Annotated in this window: 14 protein-coding genes and 1 riboswitch; of the genes, 3 read left to right on the top strand and 11 right to left on the bottom strand. The window is 48.2% G+C overall.

Annotated features, from left to right (window positions below):
- Positions 1-22 precede the first annotated feature (22 nt).
- The 6 genes from JSQ80_RS23615 to JSQ80_RS23590 all read right to left on the bottom strand — a co-directional run bounded on the left by JSQ80_RS23615 (position 23) and on the right by JSQ80_RS23590 (position 3529).
- Positions 23-640, bottom strand: coding sequence for a hypothetical protein (locus JSQ80_RS23615; RefSeq protein ID WP_206096927.1), 618 nt, complete (start codon positions 638-640; stop codon positions 23-25).
- 536 nt (positions 641-1176) lie between these two features.
- Entirely contained in the window at positions 1177-1722 is a 546-nt protein-coding gene (locus JSQ80_RS23610; RefSeq protein WP_206096926.1) for a histidine phosphatase family protein, read from the bottom strand.
- A gap of 56 nt (positions 1723-1778) precedes the next feature.
- Positions 1779-2237 (bottom strand): GNAT family N-acetyltransferase, encoded by a 459-nt coding sequence (locus tag JSQ80_RS23605; RefSeq protein WP_336245812.1) that lies wholly within the window; start codon positions 2235-2237, stop codon positions 1779-1781.
- Positions 2234-2593 carry a glyoxalase superfamily protein gene (locus JSQ80_RS23600; protein ID WP_206097718.1) on the bottom strand — a complete coding sequence of 120 codons (360 nt, stop codon included), beginning with the start codon at positions 2591-2593 and terminating at the stop codon, positions 2234-2236. The genes JSQ80_RS23605 and JSQ80_RS23600 overlap by 4 nt, the downstream gene beginning before the upstream one ends.
- Before the next feature lie 287 nt (positions 2594-2880).
- Positions 2881-3279, bottom strand: a complete 399-nt coding sequence (gene speD, locus JSQ80_RS23595) for an adenosylmethionine decarboxylase (RefSeq protein WP_206096924.1) — start codon at positions 3277-3279, stop codon at positions 2881-2883.
- A gap of 31 nt (positions 3280-3310) precedes the next feature.
- Complete coding sequence (locus tag JSQ80_RS23590) at positions 3311-3529, bottom strand: hypothetical protein (protein ID WP_206096923.1); 219 nt, start codon at positions 3527-3529, stop codon at positions 3311-3313.
- Positions 3530-3636: 107 nt separating this feature from the next.
- Positions 3637-3809: riboswitch (M-box (ykoK) riboswitch) on the top strand.
- 352 nt (positions 3810-4161) lie between these two features.
- On the opposite strand from JSQ80_RS23590, the gene mgtA reads away from it, so the two are divergent.
- A complete protein-coding gene (gene mgtA / locus JSQ80_RS23585; protein WP_206096922.1) occupies positions 4162-6807 on the top strand; it encodes a magnesium-translocating P-type ATPase in 2646 nt (881 codons plus the stop codon).
- Between the two features lie 338 nt (positions 6808-7145).
- Here mgtA and JSQ80_RS23580 read toward each other — a convergent pair whose 3' ends face one another.
- Positions 7146-8015 carry a phosphotransferase family protein gene (locus tag JSQ80_RS23580; RefSeq protein WP_206096921.1) on the bottom strand — a complete coding sequence of 290 codons (870 nt, stop codon included), beginning with the start codon at positions 8013-8015 and terminating at the stop codon, positions 7146-7148.
- 356 nt (positions 8016-8371) lie between these two features.
- On the bottom strand, positions 8372-8494 hold the full coding sequence (locus JSQ80_RS29575) for a hypothetical protein (protein ID WP_268601528.1): 123 nt from the start codon (positions 8492-8494) through the stop codon (positions 8372-8374).
- 390 nt (positions 8495-8884) lie between these two features.
- Between JSQ80_RS29575 and JSQ80_RS23575 the strand changes: the two genes are divergently transcribed.
- Complete coding sequence (locus JSQ80_RS23575) at positions 8885-9541, top strand: cupin domain-containing protein (RefSeq protein WP_206096920.1); 657 nt, start codon at positions 8885-8887, stop codon at positions 9539-9541.
- A gap of 114 nt (positions 9542-9655) precedes the next feature.
- Here the strand turns inward: JSQ80_RS23575 and JSQ80_RS23570 are convergent, their stop codons facing one another.
- Genes JSQ80_RS23570 through JSQ80_RS23560 form a run of 3 tightly spaced genes read right to left on the bottom strand, consistent with a single transcriptional unit; the run spans position 9656 to position 12759 of the window.
- Positions 9656-10639, bottom strand: coding sequence for an ABC transporter substrate-binding protein (locus tag JSQ80_RS23570; protein WP_206096919.1), 984 nt, complete (start codon positions 10637-10639; stop codon positions 9656-9658).
- A gap of 48 nt (positions 10640-10687) precedes the next feature.
- Positions 10688-11713 (bottom strand): FecCD family ABC transporter permease, encoded by a 1026-nt coding sequence (locus JSQ80_RS23565; RefSeq protein WP_206097717.1) that lies wholly within the window; start codon positions 11711-11713, stop codon positions 10688-10690.
- Entirely contained in the window at positions 11713-12759 is a 1047-nt protein-coding gene (locus tag JSQ80_RS23560; RefSeq protein WP_206096918.1) for a FecCD family ABC transporter permease, read from the bottom strand. The genes JSQ80_RS23565 and JSQ80_RS23560 overlap by 1 nt, the downstream gene beginning before the upstream one ends.
- A 393-nt stretch (positions 12760-13152) precedes the next feature.
- Between JSQ80_RS23560 and dhaS the strand changes: the two genes are divergently transcribed.
- Positions 13153-13722 carry a dihydroxyacetone kinase transcriptional activator DhaS gene (dhaS, locus tag JSQ80_RS23555; RefSeq protein ID WP_206096917.1) on the top strand — a complete coding sequence of 190 codons (570 nt, stop codon included), beginning with the start codon at positions 13153-13155 and terminating at the stop codon, positions 13720-13722.
- Positions 13723-13853: the final 131 nt, after the last annotated feature.

The raw sequence follows: 13853 nt of genomic DNA, 5'->3' as shown, positions 1-13853 counted from the left end.
AAGCTTTCGTCATGAATTGTATTTATAGTTGAAAAGGTTGAAGCTTCGATACCTCAATATAGCGGTTCGGAACGGCCACTCCTTCTCCGAGGCGCAACACTTGGACCACAGGCGCCACATGTCCTCGCTTGTACTTGACCACTGGAATAAATGAATGTACGTAGGCCTGCGTCACTTTGCTTCCGCTGTTGCAATCATACCCGAGCTGCAATGCTGGAGTCCCTCTATATTCGATGCTTTTGCATTCCATCACATGTGCATAATCGGCAATATGAACATCATACTCACGAACAGGCAGCTTGATTTCCAGCAGTACATTTCCGATGTATCTGCGCATCAGTTCATACCCAAGATCGCCAAAGTACGTGCAGTTTTTAAGCCAGTTGGGTAAAGGTTCGAGGAATCCTTCGGTTACATAACGATCCTTAAATTGCTCCGGTATATTGGGACATGCTATCGGCCTGCTTGCCAATAAGCCGCTATCCGGAGAAAAAATTTCATCCAGCCTGTCTGCATGAGTATAATGATAATAGGTTACGGTGCCAGAAGCCAACTTTGCGTATCCTTCGTCTGGGGTGAATCCATACTCACTGAGCAACAAGCCTTCCTTTTCCAAAAACGGTCGTCCTACACTTGTCATGTAAAATCTCCTAAAGTATATTGGGTACGAAAATAGTGAACTTTCGGATGCATGAGAGGCTTCAACTGCAAATATACATTTGTTTGGGCTTATTGCTTGTTTTTCGTGGTGCTGAAATGCAAAAGTGCATTTCATTTTTTTGCAAAAGCGTACAAATAATGGTGTTCCCTTACATTTTAATGCGCTTTTGCATTTCAAAGGCCGAAAAAGCCGATAGTCCGCAAATATAACTGCACAATTGCATTTCGACTGCTCGCTCCTGTCTGCCACGCTTCTCACTACTGCCTCCTATTTGCGATGGCAAAATCTTGCAATCTGAACGAGCGGGAGAGTGGCGAAAAGAATGCGCAAAGACATCCCTTCTCCATCATTGCAGGCTAATCCATCGCCGTGGCGCTAGTGCTGTCTTCCAAAGTCTGTTTCACTATGCAATATACCATATAATACCTTACTATAATAAAAAGAAATGCATAAAACCCCATACAAGAGTCTTCTATCCGACAGAAACTTGTACGGGGCTATTTTTACATCTGATCTTACATCCAGATTCGGCTTACAGTGATGTTATCGTTCTCTCCGAATAATTGAAGCTCATACACGTCTGGGTTGGACAGCCGCTCCCACTTCTCGAATCCAAAATCATGCGTGAAATGATTCAGCAGCAGCGACATCAAGTTTCCGTGCGTTACGATTGCAGTGCTGCGTTCGGCTCTTCCGAGCGCTTCATGAATGACTTCAAGCCCCCGATTCTTCGCTTCCCGGGACGATTCTCCGCCTTCATACTTCAACTCTGTATCTGCAAAGGTCTCCTTTAAATGATCAAGCCAGTCTATCATGTTGTATGAACATAGCACTCGTTCCTGAAGTCTGGCATCCGTATGGACTGGGATTTGCAGCAATTCAGCTAAGGGACGGATGGTCGAAACCGCTCTCAAATAAGGGCTGGCAACGATTCGTTCAATACCCCGGTGAGCAAGAAACTCCCTTAGTTCCTCCGCTTGCCTTACTCCCTCCGTTGTCAACGGAGCCTGTGGCTCTTGTCCCTCGGCCTGGCAATGCCTTATCAGATAGATGCGTTTCATTGAGATACACCACCTTGAACCTCGTTTTGGAAATTCGGAATCAACCCTCGTACTTGCTATTTTACGGCAAATTCGATTTCAAAAAAGGGAAATCCTTCATCTTCCTCTGGAATAGGCTGATATCCTAAACGCAAATAAAAACTCGCAGATTCGGGATTTGCATTCCACTGCAACCATGATGCTCCGTTAAGCCGCGACCACTCTTTCATCCTTTCAAAAAGAAAGGCGGCAATCCGTTTATTCCTGTAAGATTCGAGCACAAACAAGTCATGCAATCGGAACAGCTGTTGTCCCGACCGTAAATGAGGTCCATAATTTTGCGCCCAACCATACCCTACGAGCTTCTTATTTACAGCCGCGACAGGCAAATAGTGCTGTTCATTCTGAACAATGGAGCGAAACCGGGATGCGGCTAGTTCCTTGGAATCAGTTGCTCCTCTGCGCTCAAGCAAGTTCCACACTTCCTCCCATTCGCTCTCTGCTGCGGCCCTGATTTCAATTTCGAATTGCTTCATGTCCTAGAGGATTGAGACTCAAAAAAATGAACACGGTTGCCAAAGGGATCCGTAATAGACAGTGATTTATCGTCGTGATCCAATCCGGGACGGGCATGTTTATATTGCTTTGTTGTGAGTCGTTCATGCAGGTATTCAATATTATCAACAGCAATTCGGATGGCAGAGCCCGGGCAACAATCGTTATAATGCTCTGATAGATGAATGACGCACTCACCGCAGGAAACTTGCATGTACAAAGGAAGGTCAGGCTCATACCGATGCTCCCAATCCACCTTGAATTCCAGAAACTCAATATAAAACTCTTTCGCTTTCTCTACGTTAAACATCCGGAAGATCGGAGTGACCGTTTTCATCTGAACTTCCAACGTAATCACCTCAAATCGCTTTATATGGTTCTATCTTATGTATGTGGTTCTTAATGAATCAAGTATATGTCATATTATCCCACGAGTCTAGCGATAGCTCATTCAGACGAGCTGCAATCAAGCTAAAATAAGCTCCCCCGAAAAAGGAGAGCTTGCAAGCTTTCATATCCTGCGCTTGTATCGTATACATGTCACATCAACCTATTTGAACAGCCCCATCCTCCGAGCGCATTCTGGATCATTCTGGATCTGCTTTAGATAAATCATCTACGCATTTAAGGCGCCTGCATAGAATTCATCGCTGGCGGTTCTTCTCCTATTTCTCCAATTCCCCGGATTAGCTTCTTCACATAATACGTTCTGGGCTTGAGCACAGAGATCAAATAGTGAATGGCAATTTCGGGATCGACCGTGTCCCCGCAGGTGTAACAATCCAACGCCGCAAACCCTCTTTCCGGGTACGTATGGATCGAAAGATGGCTTTCTGACAATAACAAAAGCACGGTAGCCCCTTGGGGCTCAAATTGCCGTTCCGACACGGACAACACGGTCGCTCCGCATCGTTCCGCGGCTGCGATCAGCTGGTTTTGCAAAAATCCGGCATTATTAATCCGGTCAAAATCAACTTCCCATAGATCAGCTGCGACGTGTCTTCCGAACGTTGAGTAGGTCATATGGCATTTCCCCTTTCTGGGGAGAAAACAATCAGCTTGCTGTTCCCAGCCTTGAAATCGGTTGGCGGCAGCAGCCATGCGAGCGCTCTTCCTCCCCGCTCCTCGTAATAAGCAGTTCTGCGTGCGATAATCGACTGTCACTGCTGTCCATGGCGCATACCCCCTTTGCCGAACGGAATAAGTAAAATGCTAACAAAGAAATCGTACTTCTTGCTGCTCCGATTGTCAACCTGACAAATCTGCTTGTCATGCCCATTCTTCTCCTATTTACCGAACTGCATACACAGCATCAGCGCTTCCCCGCAAAAAAATGGCTTGACAAATGAAAATGTAAGACTTAAGATGACAAGGAATTCAATAAGTCCTCGTTAGGTGAGGCTCCTATACAAACAGAGGCCACTGCCCAGAAATATCGAAAGATGCCCATGGGTAGAACAGGAACTGCCGGATTAAGGCTTTTCTTAAGGTGGCTAAGAGACATTGCATCTCTTTACGTTGTATAGTGCCAAAACTCGACCAGGGGGATACGGAAGCTTTTTTGCGTGCTTTTCTAACCCTCTAGGTCCCCTGGAGGGTTTTTATTTTGCAAAGGGGGGAATATCCTTGGACAGTGGACCAGCCAGCCGATTATGTAAGTTCAACCGAACATCCTGTACTGAAGGAGAGCCGGCTTTGCCATGCTCTTGCGTGTTCCCATACTTTTATTTCCATTCAAACTGCGGATGCAGCTGGGTGTATTTGAGTATGCGTAAATGAAACATGCAGGTGCATGCTGAATGTCCGGAGCACTTGCTCTCCCTTCAACGGGGAGAGCTTTTTTTGCATTTAAGCGGAACGGCCTCCCTCAACCGAACATGCGCTGTGCAGAGAGGAGATAAGAAAATGAAACATCATGCAAAAGACAAAGATAAGAAAAATCACGAAATCGCCAAACGGCTCATTCACGCTTCCATCTCCCATGAAGATGATGTGATGGAAGAGCTGGACACCCGTTCTGCAGGTCTCACGGATATCGAAGCAAATAAAAGATTGGACAAATACGGAAAAAATCAGGTGGCGCACGAAAAAACGCCGGCTTGGTATGTGCAGTTGCTTGCCTGCTTCAAAAATCCGTTTATTTTAATCTTGCTTTCCTTGGCCTTGTTCTCCTATATCGTCGATGAGGACATCGAAGCCGTGGTCATTATTGCAACCATGGTCACAGTCAGCGTCATTATTACGTTCACGCAAGAATTTCGTTCCGCGCGAACCGCCGAAAAGCTGAAGGAGATGGTCAAAACGACAGCAACGGTGAGCCGGCAGGCCCAGCGCAAAGAAATTGACCTGGAACTGCTCGTCCCCGGTGATGTCATCCATTTGTCCGCAGGCGATATGGTGCCGGCCGATGTCAGACTGATTCACTCGAAGGATCTGCATGTCGGAGAATCCGCCTTGACGGGGGAAGCGATGCCCGTGGAAAAGCTGGATACGCTGCCGCAAGGGGCCTCGAAGTTGGCGCGCAATCGCAAACAACAGACGCCCGCCAATGCGCTGGAACTGAACAATATGTGCTATATGGGCACAAATGTGATCAGCGGTTCGGCCTCCGCTGTCGTCGTCTCAACAGGCGACAATACCTATTTCGGCTCCATGGCCAGCACCTTAATCGGCAAGCCGCCGCTTACGAGCTTCGACAAAGGCGTCAAGAGCGTTACCTTCGTGCTGATTCGCTTTATGCTCATTATGGTCCCCGTCATCTTCTTCATTAACGGTTTTACGAAAGGCGATTGGTGGGAAGCGCTCTTCTTCGGCTTATCCATCGCGGTCGGGCTGACGCCGGAAATGCTGCCGGTTATCGTCGCCGGCAATCTCGCCAAGGGCGCTGCTATCATGTCGCGCAATAAAGTGGTCGTGAAACGGCTGAATTCAATCCAGAATTTCGGAGCGATGGACATCTTATGCACAGACAAAACCGGAACCCTAACCCAAGACAAAATTGTGTTGGAACGGCATCTGGACATCAACGGCAAAGAGGACCATCAAGTGTTGGAATACGCTTATTTGAACAGCTACCACCAGACGGGACTGAAGAACTTGCTGGATGTGGCAGTACTGGAGCATGCGGAGCTTACGGATGTATTGGGCGCGGAGAAAAACTATACAAAAATCGATGAAATCCCGTTCGACTTCAACCGCCGCCGCATGTCCGTCGTACTGGAGAAGCGGGGCAATGGACATCTGCTCATCTGTAAAGGAGCGATGGAAGAAGTTCTTGGGATCTGTTCACATGTGTCCGACAACGGGAACATCGTCCCCCTTACGGCGGAACGCGCTGACAAGGCGCAGCGATTCGTCAACAGCTTGAATAAGGACGGCCTCCGCGTCATTGCCGTTGCCATCAAGCACACCGCGGCAACAGACGAGCCATATGGCGTCAAGGACGAACAGGATCTCGTGCTGGCCGGATATATCGGCTTCCTCGATCCGCCGAAAGAAACGGCGCGGGAGGCCATCCGGGCACTGAACGACAGCGGCGTGGAAGTTAAAATCATCACCGGCGACAACGCGGAGGTTACCCGCAAAGTATGTAAGGATGTCGGGCTCGAAATCAGTGATATCGTGCTGGGACATGAAATCGAGCTGTTGACCGATCAACAATTGGCTGACCTCGCTGAGCGTTCCAATGTATTTGCCAAAGTGAATCCATTGCAAAAAGCGCGCATCGTCCGCGTCCTGAAAAGCAAAGGCCATACGGTCGGATTTATGGGCGATGGCATCAATGATGCCGTGTCGCTCAAGGAAGCCGATGTCGGCATCTCCGTGGATACCGCTGTCGATATTTCCAAGGAATCGGCAGACATCATCTTGCTCGAAAAAAGCTTGATGGTGCTGGAGCGCGGCGTAATCGAGGGACGCAGAACATTCGGAAACATGATCAAATATATTAAAATGACGGCAAGCTCGAATTTCGGCAACGTATTCAGCGTGCTGGTCGCAAGCGCCTTTATCCCGTTTCTGCCGATGTTGCCGCTTCATCTGCTGATTCAAAATTTGTTCTATGACATTTCCCAGCTCTCCATTCCTTGGGACCATATGGATAAGGAGTATTTACGCAAGCCTAAGAAATGGGATTCGAAGTCCGTCGGCAGATTTATGATATTCATCGGCCCGATCAGCTCCATTTTTGATATCACTACGTACGCATTGATGTGGTATATCTTCTCAGCCAATTCAATCGATCAGCAAACGTTGTTCCATTCCGGCTGGTTTATCGAAGGGCTGCTCTCGCAGACGTTAATCGTGCATATGATTCGTACCGAGAAAATACCGTTTATCCAAAGCAGAGCAAGCATGCCTGTATTATTGCTGACCTGTGCCGTCATGATTGCGGGAATTTTTGTCCCGTTCTCGGGTTTTGGCGCAAGTATCGGCCTGCAGCCGCTTCCTTTGGAATACTTCCCATGGCTGGCGGGCACGTTGCTCGGCTACTGCGTGCTGACACAATTGGTTAAGAAATGGTACATTCGCAAATTCAACGAGTGGCTGTAATGGCAAGGCCCATAATAGGGAAGTTGCAAATAATATGGTTCGACAAGCTGTTGCTTGCAAGCATGCCGTCGTAAGCGACAGCAACAACGGGCTATTACAGAGTGTTGGGGGCTATGCCCCCATAGCTCTGCAGTTTTAACGCCCTTAATCTCCGCCTAGCCAATCGGACGCGCATGGCTCCACAATCTCATCATGTTCTCTGCTCATGAATTGATCATAGCTTGCTTGAGCGCTCCAGATTCCTGCAATGAGTGCGTTAAACTTGTATGAATTTAATGAACACGCATACCTCTCCCTTTTGGTACGTCCGCTTACCAGGATGAATGTTTCGCTTCCTATTATAATAGAAGATCGATACTTTCATTCAGATGCGCGTTCTTTTTGATGATATCTTTTACACGCTTCATTGTGTCAGCTCTTTTGGGGAGCCCCGCCAGCTTGTCGAGCAAAATCCACCTGAGGCAAGCCATGGCCTCGAACCGTTCTTTCTCATCAGAAACTAATTTATTTTCCGCTGCATACGCAGACAGAAAGACAGAGTGCTGCCGCTCCCCTGCATATATCCGCATTAAAATCCCCGACCAAGCAACGTCATACCTTGGATCCCCTAGTTGACCGTTCGTCCAATCGATCACCCTGTACTGCCCCTCATTTTCCAGAATGTTCCCCAAGTTGAAATCACCGTGAATAAGCGTGTCTTGTCTAATATTTGCATTCTCCACAAGATGCGTCAATTGATGATGCAGCTCTGGAAACTGTTCTATTTCCGGATAAAAATAACGAATAAAATCATATTTTCGCAGGAGTGAATCATCCAGCTCCTCCGTCGGAACTTTATGTATGTTCGATAATATATGCGCGATCTCCGTCATTTTCTGTTTGTTCACCTTCAGAACAGGAATCCCGTCATAACTTGTCAGCAAGACACTCTCGCCATTAGAATTCGCTCCCCAGCCGAACGGCTTGGAGACGGCCAGTCCCCGCTCATATAGCGTATGCAATAAACGATATTGGTAACCAACGTCCGGTCTGGAGCCCTTGTTCCACACTTTGAGCACATAGCTTGCCGCATCCGTATCGATCTTGATTACCTCTGCCTCGAGTCCGGATTCCAAGGAGCATACAGTTAAGGAGCTCCCTTGCGCGGCTAAATCATCAATGATTTCCGTTTTTCCGGTCCAGTTTATATCTGTTATCGGATTATCCATGAATACGCCTCCTCTTGAATGAGCGACTGCAATCTTGATTGTCGACTATATTGAATATAATGTAATGCTTCCACTTTTAGCTATCTATTTTTTTATGATTCAAGCGGAAAGCGAACACCGTGCAGCGCAGGATAATCTTGAAAGGGATCCATATCGTTTTTATGGAGGTCGTAGAATTGGATATTAGTGCGAGAAGAGGGGGAAACATTGGAAGGGTCCACAACCTTTCGCTTGTTGAAATCAAGTCATCTAGCGTGGTGATGACAAGGATTCACAGGGGAACGCAAGGTCTGCCAGCGGATACCCTCCCGCCTGTATTTGTTGCGGTATCGACCAAAGAGGGCTCAACAAGCGCCTTATTCTGGCGATTCGCTTCTGTTCCACTTCTTGTAACGCCGATCATGATCCAGGGCCAGCCACAAACAAAACCCTCCTGCAAGCATTAAAGCAACCGTCAAAATCGGATATAACGAATTCATGATGCGTTCTTCCTTCCTCATTAATTATTAGGACTGGGAGGCAGCCGTGTCCACGGCTCGAAACCGCCCACTTTGTACACTTCACTGTATATTTTCCAATGGGATGGCTATGGCCCTTCGAAATCTATCATTTTTATCCCACTGCATCTCGAGAATGTCCATTCTCATACGTATGAGAATGATTATCATCATTAATTATATTGTAATATAAACGATGCAGCCCTTTCAATACCTACTTTCTTGCCGGACCCGAATTCCCCTAGCTGCTAATACCATGCGGCCTGACAGTCTTCGTATTTGAGCTTTGCGTACGAGTAAGGGAATGGGCACACACCTTAGGCAAACACATATGATATTGCAAATATCTCATTAAAAAGGCAGGAACAAAACATGACGACTTCTCACGTGAATTATGCTACACCTGATGTCGAATTTGCTTATGATGTGAACCAATCCCTCTACTTCAAGAAGGACGCTCAGAACTATATCAATGTATTAGGGGTAAATCAATTGAACAGTCTTGGAAACACTTCTCTGCTCGATATCTTTTTAAGTGCAGGCAATATGATCGAACCCCATATTCATCAGAACGCAAATGAACTCGTATATTGCATTACAGGAGAAGTAGCTGTCAGTTTTATCAACCCCTTCACCAATCAGCTGTTAAAATACTTAATTAAGCCTGGCCAAGTCGTTAATGTTCCTCAAGGATGGTGGCATTATGAGATTGCCAATAAAGACCACACCCATCTTATCGCTATTTTCGATGCTCCGACTCCTGAGGTTATCTTCGGATCGGATATTTTGCGCTTGACGCCACCAGAAATTCTTGCTCATTCTTATTGCTTGAATGTGGATAAGGTAAAAGAAACGTTGGCGCCTATTAAAAAGAGCGTTGTGATCGGTCCTCCAGCAAACTGTCATAATAGTGGGGAAGAAGGCGGAGCGTTCATGCAGCAGCCACACTCCATGCAGCCTCAGCCACATTTTCAACAAACCAATTGCCCTTATCACCAACAGTTCTATCCGCCACGTACTTGCTATTGAAACACGCTGGTAACAAAACGGAAGCACACCAATTGTTGTTCTTTGCAATTGGTGTGCTTCGTGAACATATATTCATTAGTTGGCGCATGAGGGTTAGGGAGTCTTGCGGCTCTCTTATTTCAATACGGTGTCGCGCACCATTTCAAGCGCTTTTTCTTTGCCGAGCGGGAACGTGCCCAGTGACCATGTCGGGTTGTCCAGCATATAAACATGGCCGTTTTTTGCCGCCTTCAGCTTGCCCCACAGTTCGGATTTTTGCATGTCGTCCAGCTTTTTCTGCGCCACGGCAAGGTTGCTTCCATACAGCCCCAAAAAAATATAATCCGGATCGAACTTGAATAGATTTTCGAGGGATACAATTTCTACACTTTTCTCTTGCGGCGCCCCCTCGCCCATTGGCAGCTTCAAGTCAGTGAATAGTACGTCTCCCAGCAAAGCCTTGCCGTAAATGCGGTATTGGGAAGCATTCGCAACATAAAGCGCAAAGGTTGCATCACCCGTCTTCGCTTTTATTTCGTCCCCGATTTTTTTCGCTTTCTCGTCATATTGCGCAAGCCATTCGTTCATTTCTTTTTCTTTTCCCAAAATGCTGGCCATTTCCGGGAAGCGTTCGCGCCACGTGTAAAAATCGCCTTCCAATTGAACCGTTGGCGCAATTTGCGTCAGCTGATCGTACAGCTTCTCCGTGCGGCCGCTCGTTATAATCAGATCCGGATTGAGCGCCATTACATCTTCCACCTTTACGGAGCCGGCATCAACAAGCGTCACTCCTTCAAGCTTGTCTTTCAAGTAATCCTTCAGATCGGGGCCAGATGAAGACATAACGGGCTTGATGCCCATAATCAGCAGCTCTTCGGTCGCATAGGCAAGGTCGACGACTCGTTGCGGATTAGTCGGAATCTTCACTTCCCCGCGCGATGTTTTGACCGTTTTGAATTGTTCCTCCTGCTTCGCCTCGGCCTTTTCTTTTGACCCCTCGGTCTGTTGACTTGCGCTATCTTGGCTGCCAGCCGTCGGAGCCGCTGCCTTCTGGCCGCAGCCTGTAAAGATAAGAGCAAGCATAAAAATCAATGTCAAGTTCATAAACCGTTTCATCATATTCATTCTCCCCGTTTCTTTTCATTTTATAGTTGCGCCGTCCCTTGCCTATGTCTTGGCTTTCATCAATAGATACAGGAAGTACGGCGTCCCCAGTACAGAGATGACGATACCGACCGGAATTTCAGCCTGGCTAAGGACATTCCGCGCTAGCCAGTCTGCCGCCAGCAGCAGCAGCGCCCCGATCAATGTCGCGGCAGGAATGAGCAGCTGATGCTTGGGGCCGACCAGCCTGCGGGCGATATGCGGCGCAATCAGGCCGACAAAGCCAATGCCTCCTCCAGCCGCTACGCAAGCCCCGGCCAGCCCCGCGCTCGCAAAGATCAATTTGCCGCGTTCGCGTTCCACGCGCACCCCGACGCCGCAGGCCAGCGTATCTCCAAGATTGAGCACATTGAGATACCGGGCTTTCCACATGGCATACGGAACTAAGACCAGTATCCAAGGGAGAATGGCGATAACGAACGCCCAGCTCGTTCCCCACAAGCTGCCCGCTAACCAGACGGCGGCATACATGAAGCTGGCATTGTCCATTTTCAGGGATATGACCGTATTTACCGCACCGAGTCCGGCGGATACCGCAATCCCGACCAGAATCAACCGGATGGGCGTAATCCCTTGCTTCCAAGCCAGCGTAAAAATGAGCACGGCAGTCGCACCCGCTCCCGCTAAAGCGAACAAGGGAATCGCCATCGCCGGCAGCACGCTCTTAATCTCCTTCGTGTCGAACACCAAGTACATGAACAGCACAACCGCCAGCCCGGCTCCTGCATTAATTCCCAGCAGCCCCGGGTCAGCCAGCGCATTCCGTGACAACCCCTGCAAAATGACGCCTGATACAGCCAGCCCGCAGCCGATGAGCAGCGCAATGACCATGCGCGGCATCCGAAATTGGAACAGAACTGTTTCCTGCTGCGGGGTGCCGCCGCCGAACAGCGTCTTCAATACTTCAAGCGGAGACATGGGAATCGAGCCTGAATTCAGACTGATTAAAAAAACGGCCACAATAACGGCGGCAAGCAATCCCATCACGAGAGGAGCGCGTCCATTCGTGGCCGACCGCGAAGACCGCATCATAAGCTCCTCCCTTCTTTACGCGCCAGATACAGGAAAAATGGAACCCCGATGACGGCGGTTACCGCGCCGATAGGCGTTTCATAAGGCGCGTTGAACCATCTGGATGCAATATCCGCATACGTCACGAGAACTCCGCCGAATACCGCGGAACAAGGAATAATCAACCGATAATCCACCCCCACAATCGAACGGACAATATGGGGAATGATTAACCCTACGAAGCCCACTCCGCCAGCCACCGATACGGCCGCCCCAGTCATGAACAACACGACGAGCGTGCATAACGTCTTAACCAGTACCGTACGCTGCCCCAGTCCTGCTGCCACTTCTTCGCCGAAGCTGAGCACAGTTACATATCGTGACAGCACTATCGCCAGCGCAAGGCAGACCGCGCTTATGGGAACCAGCATCTCAATGGCTTCCCACCGCACCATCGTCAATCCGCCCGCTGCGAAGAAGCTGATGTCCTGCGCGATTTTGAAGTAAATGGCCAGCCCGGACGATAGCGCGCCGAACAGCGAGCTTACCGCCGTTCCGGCGAGAACGAGCTTAACCGGCGACATCCCGCCTGGAGACAACGCGCTGATCGCGTATACGACCATAACTCCCACCGACGCTCCGGCAAAAGAAAAGATGACCATTTCAAAGTAGCTCATGGCCGGCAAAACAATCATAGCGATGGCAATCGCCAGCCCCGAACCTTGAGACAGTCCCATAATCGATGGAGTGGCCAGCGGATTGCGGGTGATGCCCTGCATGATCGCGCCGGACACAGCAAGGCACGCGCCGACAAATATTCCGCTCACTGCCCTCGGCATCCGCAATTCATAGATGAGCAAGTGCGAAGCCGAATCGGCATTATACGAAAAAATCAGATTCCATACATCGCGGAAACCGACGTCGGCTGCGCCATATGAAATCGAAGCGACAAAGCCCACTGCAAGCAATATCGCCCCTATCATTAGCATCCCGCTTGCGATGATAAATCGTGAGGACTTGACTGTCCCGGATATTGGAGGATGAACCACTCCATCTGCTGACATCTGTGCAACCACCTTTATGTACGTTAATGCAGTGCCGGAGCGACACTGGATATGGGCGAGCCTTAACAATATATAATGATATTGATAATCATTATCATTTAAAGGCTAGAGTTTTATTTTAACAAAGGCCGTTCATCTGTCAAGCATTTTTTTTGATGATTCAGCGCAATCATTTGCGGTAAATATTTCTGTCTGCAGATGCAGCTTCAAAAAGTCCTTTTGTCCGGTTAACCCCCGCTTTGACCGCCTTTGCCTGCTCAGTCTGAGTCGTTGGGAGAATGGCCGGATGTCCAACCACCCCTGCCTTGTCAACCCGAGTCATTGTAGCGCTATCCGTTTGTGGGTATAATAAGCATAAATTCAACTTTTATACTTATACGGGCAGGTGATGGAATGTCCAGTTCACGAATAACGAAAAAAGCGCTTGCAACCTCGCTCAAGGAAGTCATGAACCATGTTGCGTTCAATAAAGTTACTGTTAAGCATATCGTGGACAACTGTGGCTTGAACAGGCAAACCTTTTACTACCACTTTCAAGATATATACGATCTGCTCGGTTGGGTCTATAAGACGGAAGCCGTTGAGAGCATCGCCCAATATAGAAGCTATCATACATGGACACATGGACTCCGCAAAATTTTCCTCTATATTGAAAATAACAAAGCATTTTGTGTCAATACGCTCAATTCATTAGCAAGAAACCATCTGGACCATTATTTGTATAGCGTCACCAACGAATTGATGATGGGTGTCGTTAACGAAGTTTCGAACGATATGGAGGTTGAGGAAGCGGATAAGAAATTTATCGCCAATTTCTATACGCTTGCTTTTACCGGTCTGGTTATTCAATGGATGGAGCACGGAATGAAGGAAGATCCGGAAGTGCTGATTAAAAAGTTATACGACTTAGTCGAAGGCAATTTCGCTAGAGCGCTGCTTCGATATGAGCACAAAATGCAGTAAACGATAATCGTGCATCTTGTTTGTAATTTATACACTTTTTAACAAATGACTAAAAATCATACAGTCGCCGAATATTGATTATTCCGCTAGCCATCGCTTCGGCCCCCACTTCTTCGAGACGAACTTCTGGT

This window comes from Paenibacillus apiarius, from assembly GCF_017052585.1.
Classification (GTDB): domain Bacteria; phylum Bacillota; class Bacilli; order Paenibacillales; family Paenibacillaceae; genus Paenibacillus_B; species Paenibacillus_B apiarius.
This window is presented reverse-complemented; position numbering and strand designations above follow the sequence as displayed.

What these genes read in the sequence shown, in the direction of transcription:
- JSQ80_RS23615 (WP_206096927.1), bottom strand. Translation starts at nt 640, where the DNA reads ATGACAAGTGTAGGACGACCGTTTTTGGAAAAGGAAGGCTTGTTGCTC.
- JSQ80_RS23610 (WP_206096926.1), bottom strand. Translation starts at nt 1,722, where the DNA reads ATGAAACGCATCTATCTGATAAGGCATTGCCAGGCCGAGGGACAAGAG.
- JSQ80_RS23605 (WP_336245812.1), bottom strand. Translation starts at nt 2,237, where the DNA reads ATGAAGCAATTCGAAATTGAAATCAGGGCCGCAGCAGAGAGCGAATGG.
- JSQ80_RS23600 (WP_206097718.1), bottom strand. Translation starts at nt 2,593, where the DNA reads ATGAAAACGGTCACTCCGATCTTCCGGATGTTTAACGTAGAGAAAGCG.
- speD (WP_206096924.1), bottom strand. Translation starts at nt 3,279, where the DNA reads ATGACCTACTCAACGTTCGGAAGACACGTCGCAGCTGATCTATGGGAA.
- JSQ80_RS23590 (WP_206096923.1), bottom strand. Translation starts at nt 3,529, where the DNA reads ATGACAAGCAGATTTGTCAGGTTGACAATCGGAGCAGCAAGAAGTACG.
- mgtA (WP_206096922.1), top strand. Translation starts at nt 4,162, where the DNA reads ATGAAACATCATGCAAAAGACAAAGATAAGAAAAATCACGAAATCGCC.
- JSQ80_RS23580 (WP_206096921.1), bottom strand. Translation starts at nt 8,015, where the DNA reads ATGGATAATCCGATAACAGATATAAACTGGACCGGAAAAACGGAAATC.
- JSQ80_RS29575 (WP_268601528.1), bottom strand. Translation starts at nt 8,494, where the DNA reads ATGAATTCGTTATATCCGATTTTGACGGTTGCTTTAATGCTTGCAGGA.
- JSQ80_RS23575 (WP_206096920.1), top strand. Translation starts at nt 8,885, where the DNA reads ATGACGACTTCTCACGTGAATTATGCTACACCTGATGTCGAATTTGCT.
- JSQ80_RS23570 (WP_206096919.1), bottom strand. Translation starts at nt 10,639, where the DNA reads ATGATGAAACGGTTTATGAACTTGACATTGATTTTTATGCTTGCTCTT.
- JSQ80_RS23565 (WP_206097717.1), bottom strand. Translation starts at nt 11,713, where the DNA reads ATGCGGTCTTCGCGGTCGGCCACGAATGGACGCGCTCCTCTCGTGATG.
- JSQ80_RS23560 (WP_206096918.1), bottom strand. Translation starts at nt 12,759, where the DNA reads ATGTCAGCAGATGGAGTGGTTCATCCTCCAATATCCGGGACAGTCAAG.
- dhaS (WP_206096917.1), top strand. Translation starts at nt 13,153, where the DNA reads ATGTCCAGTTCACGAATAACGAAAAAAGCGCTTGCAACCTCGCTCAAG.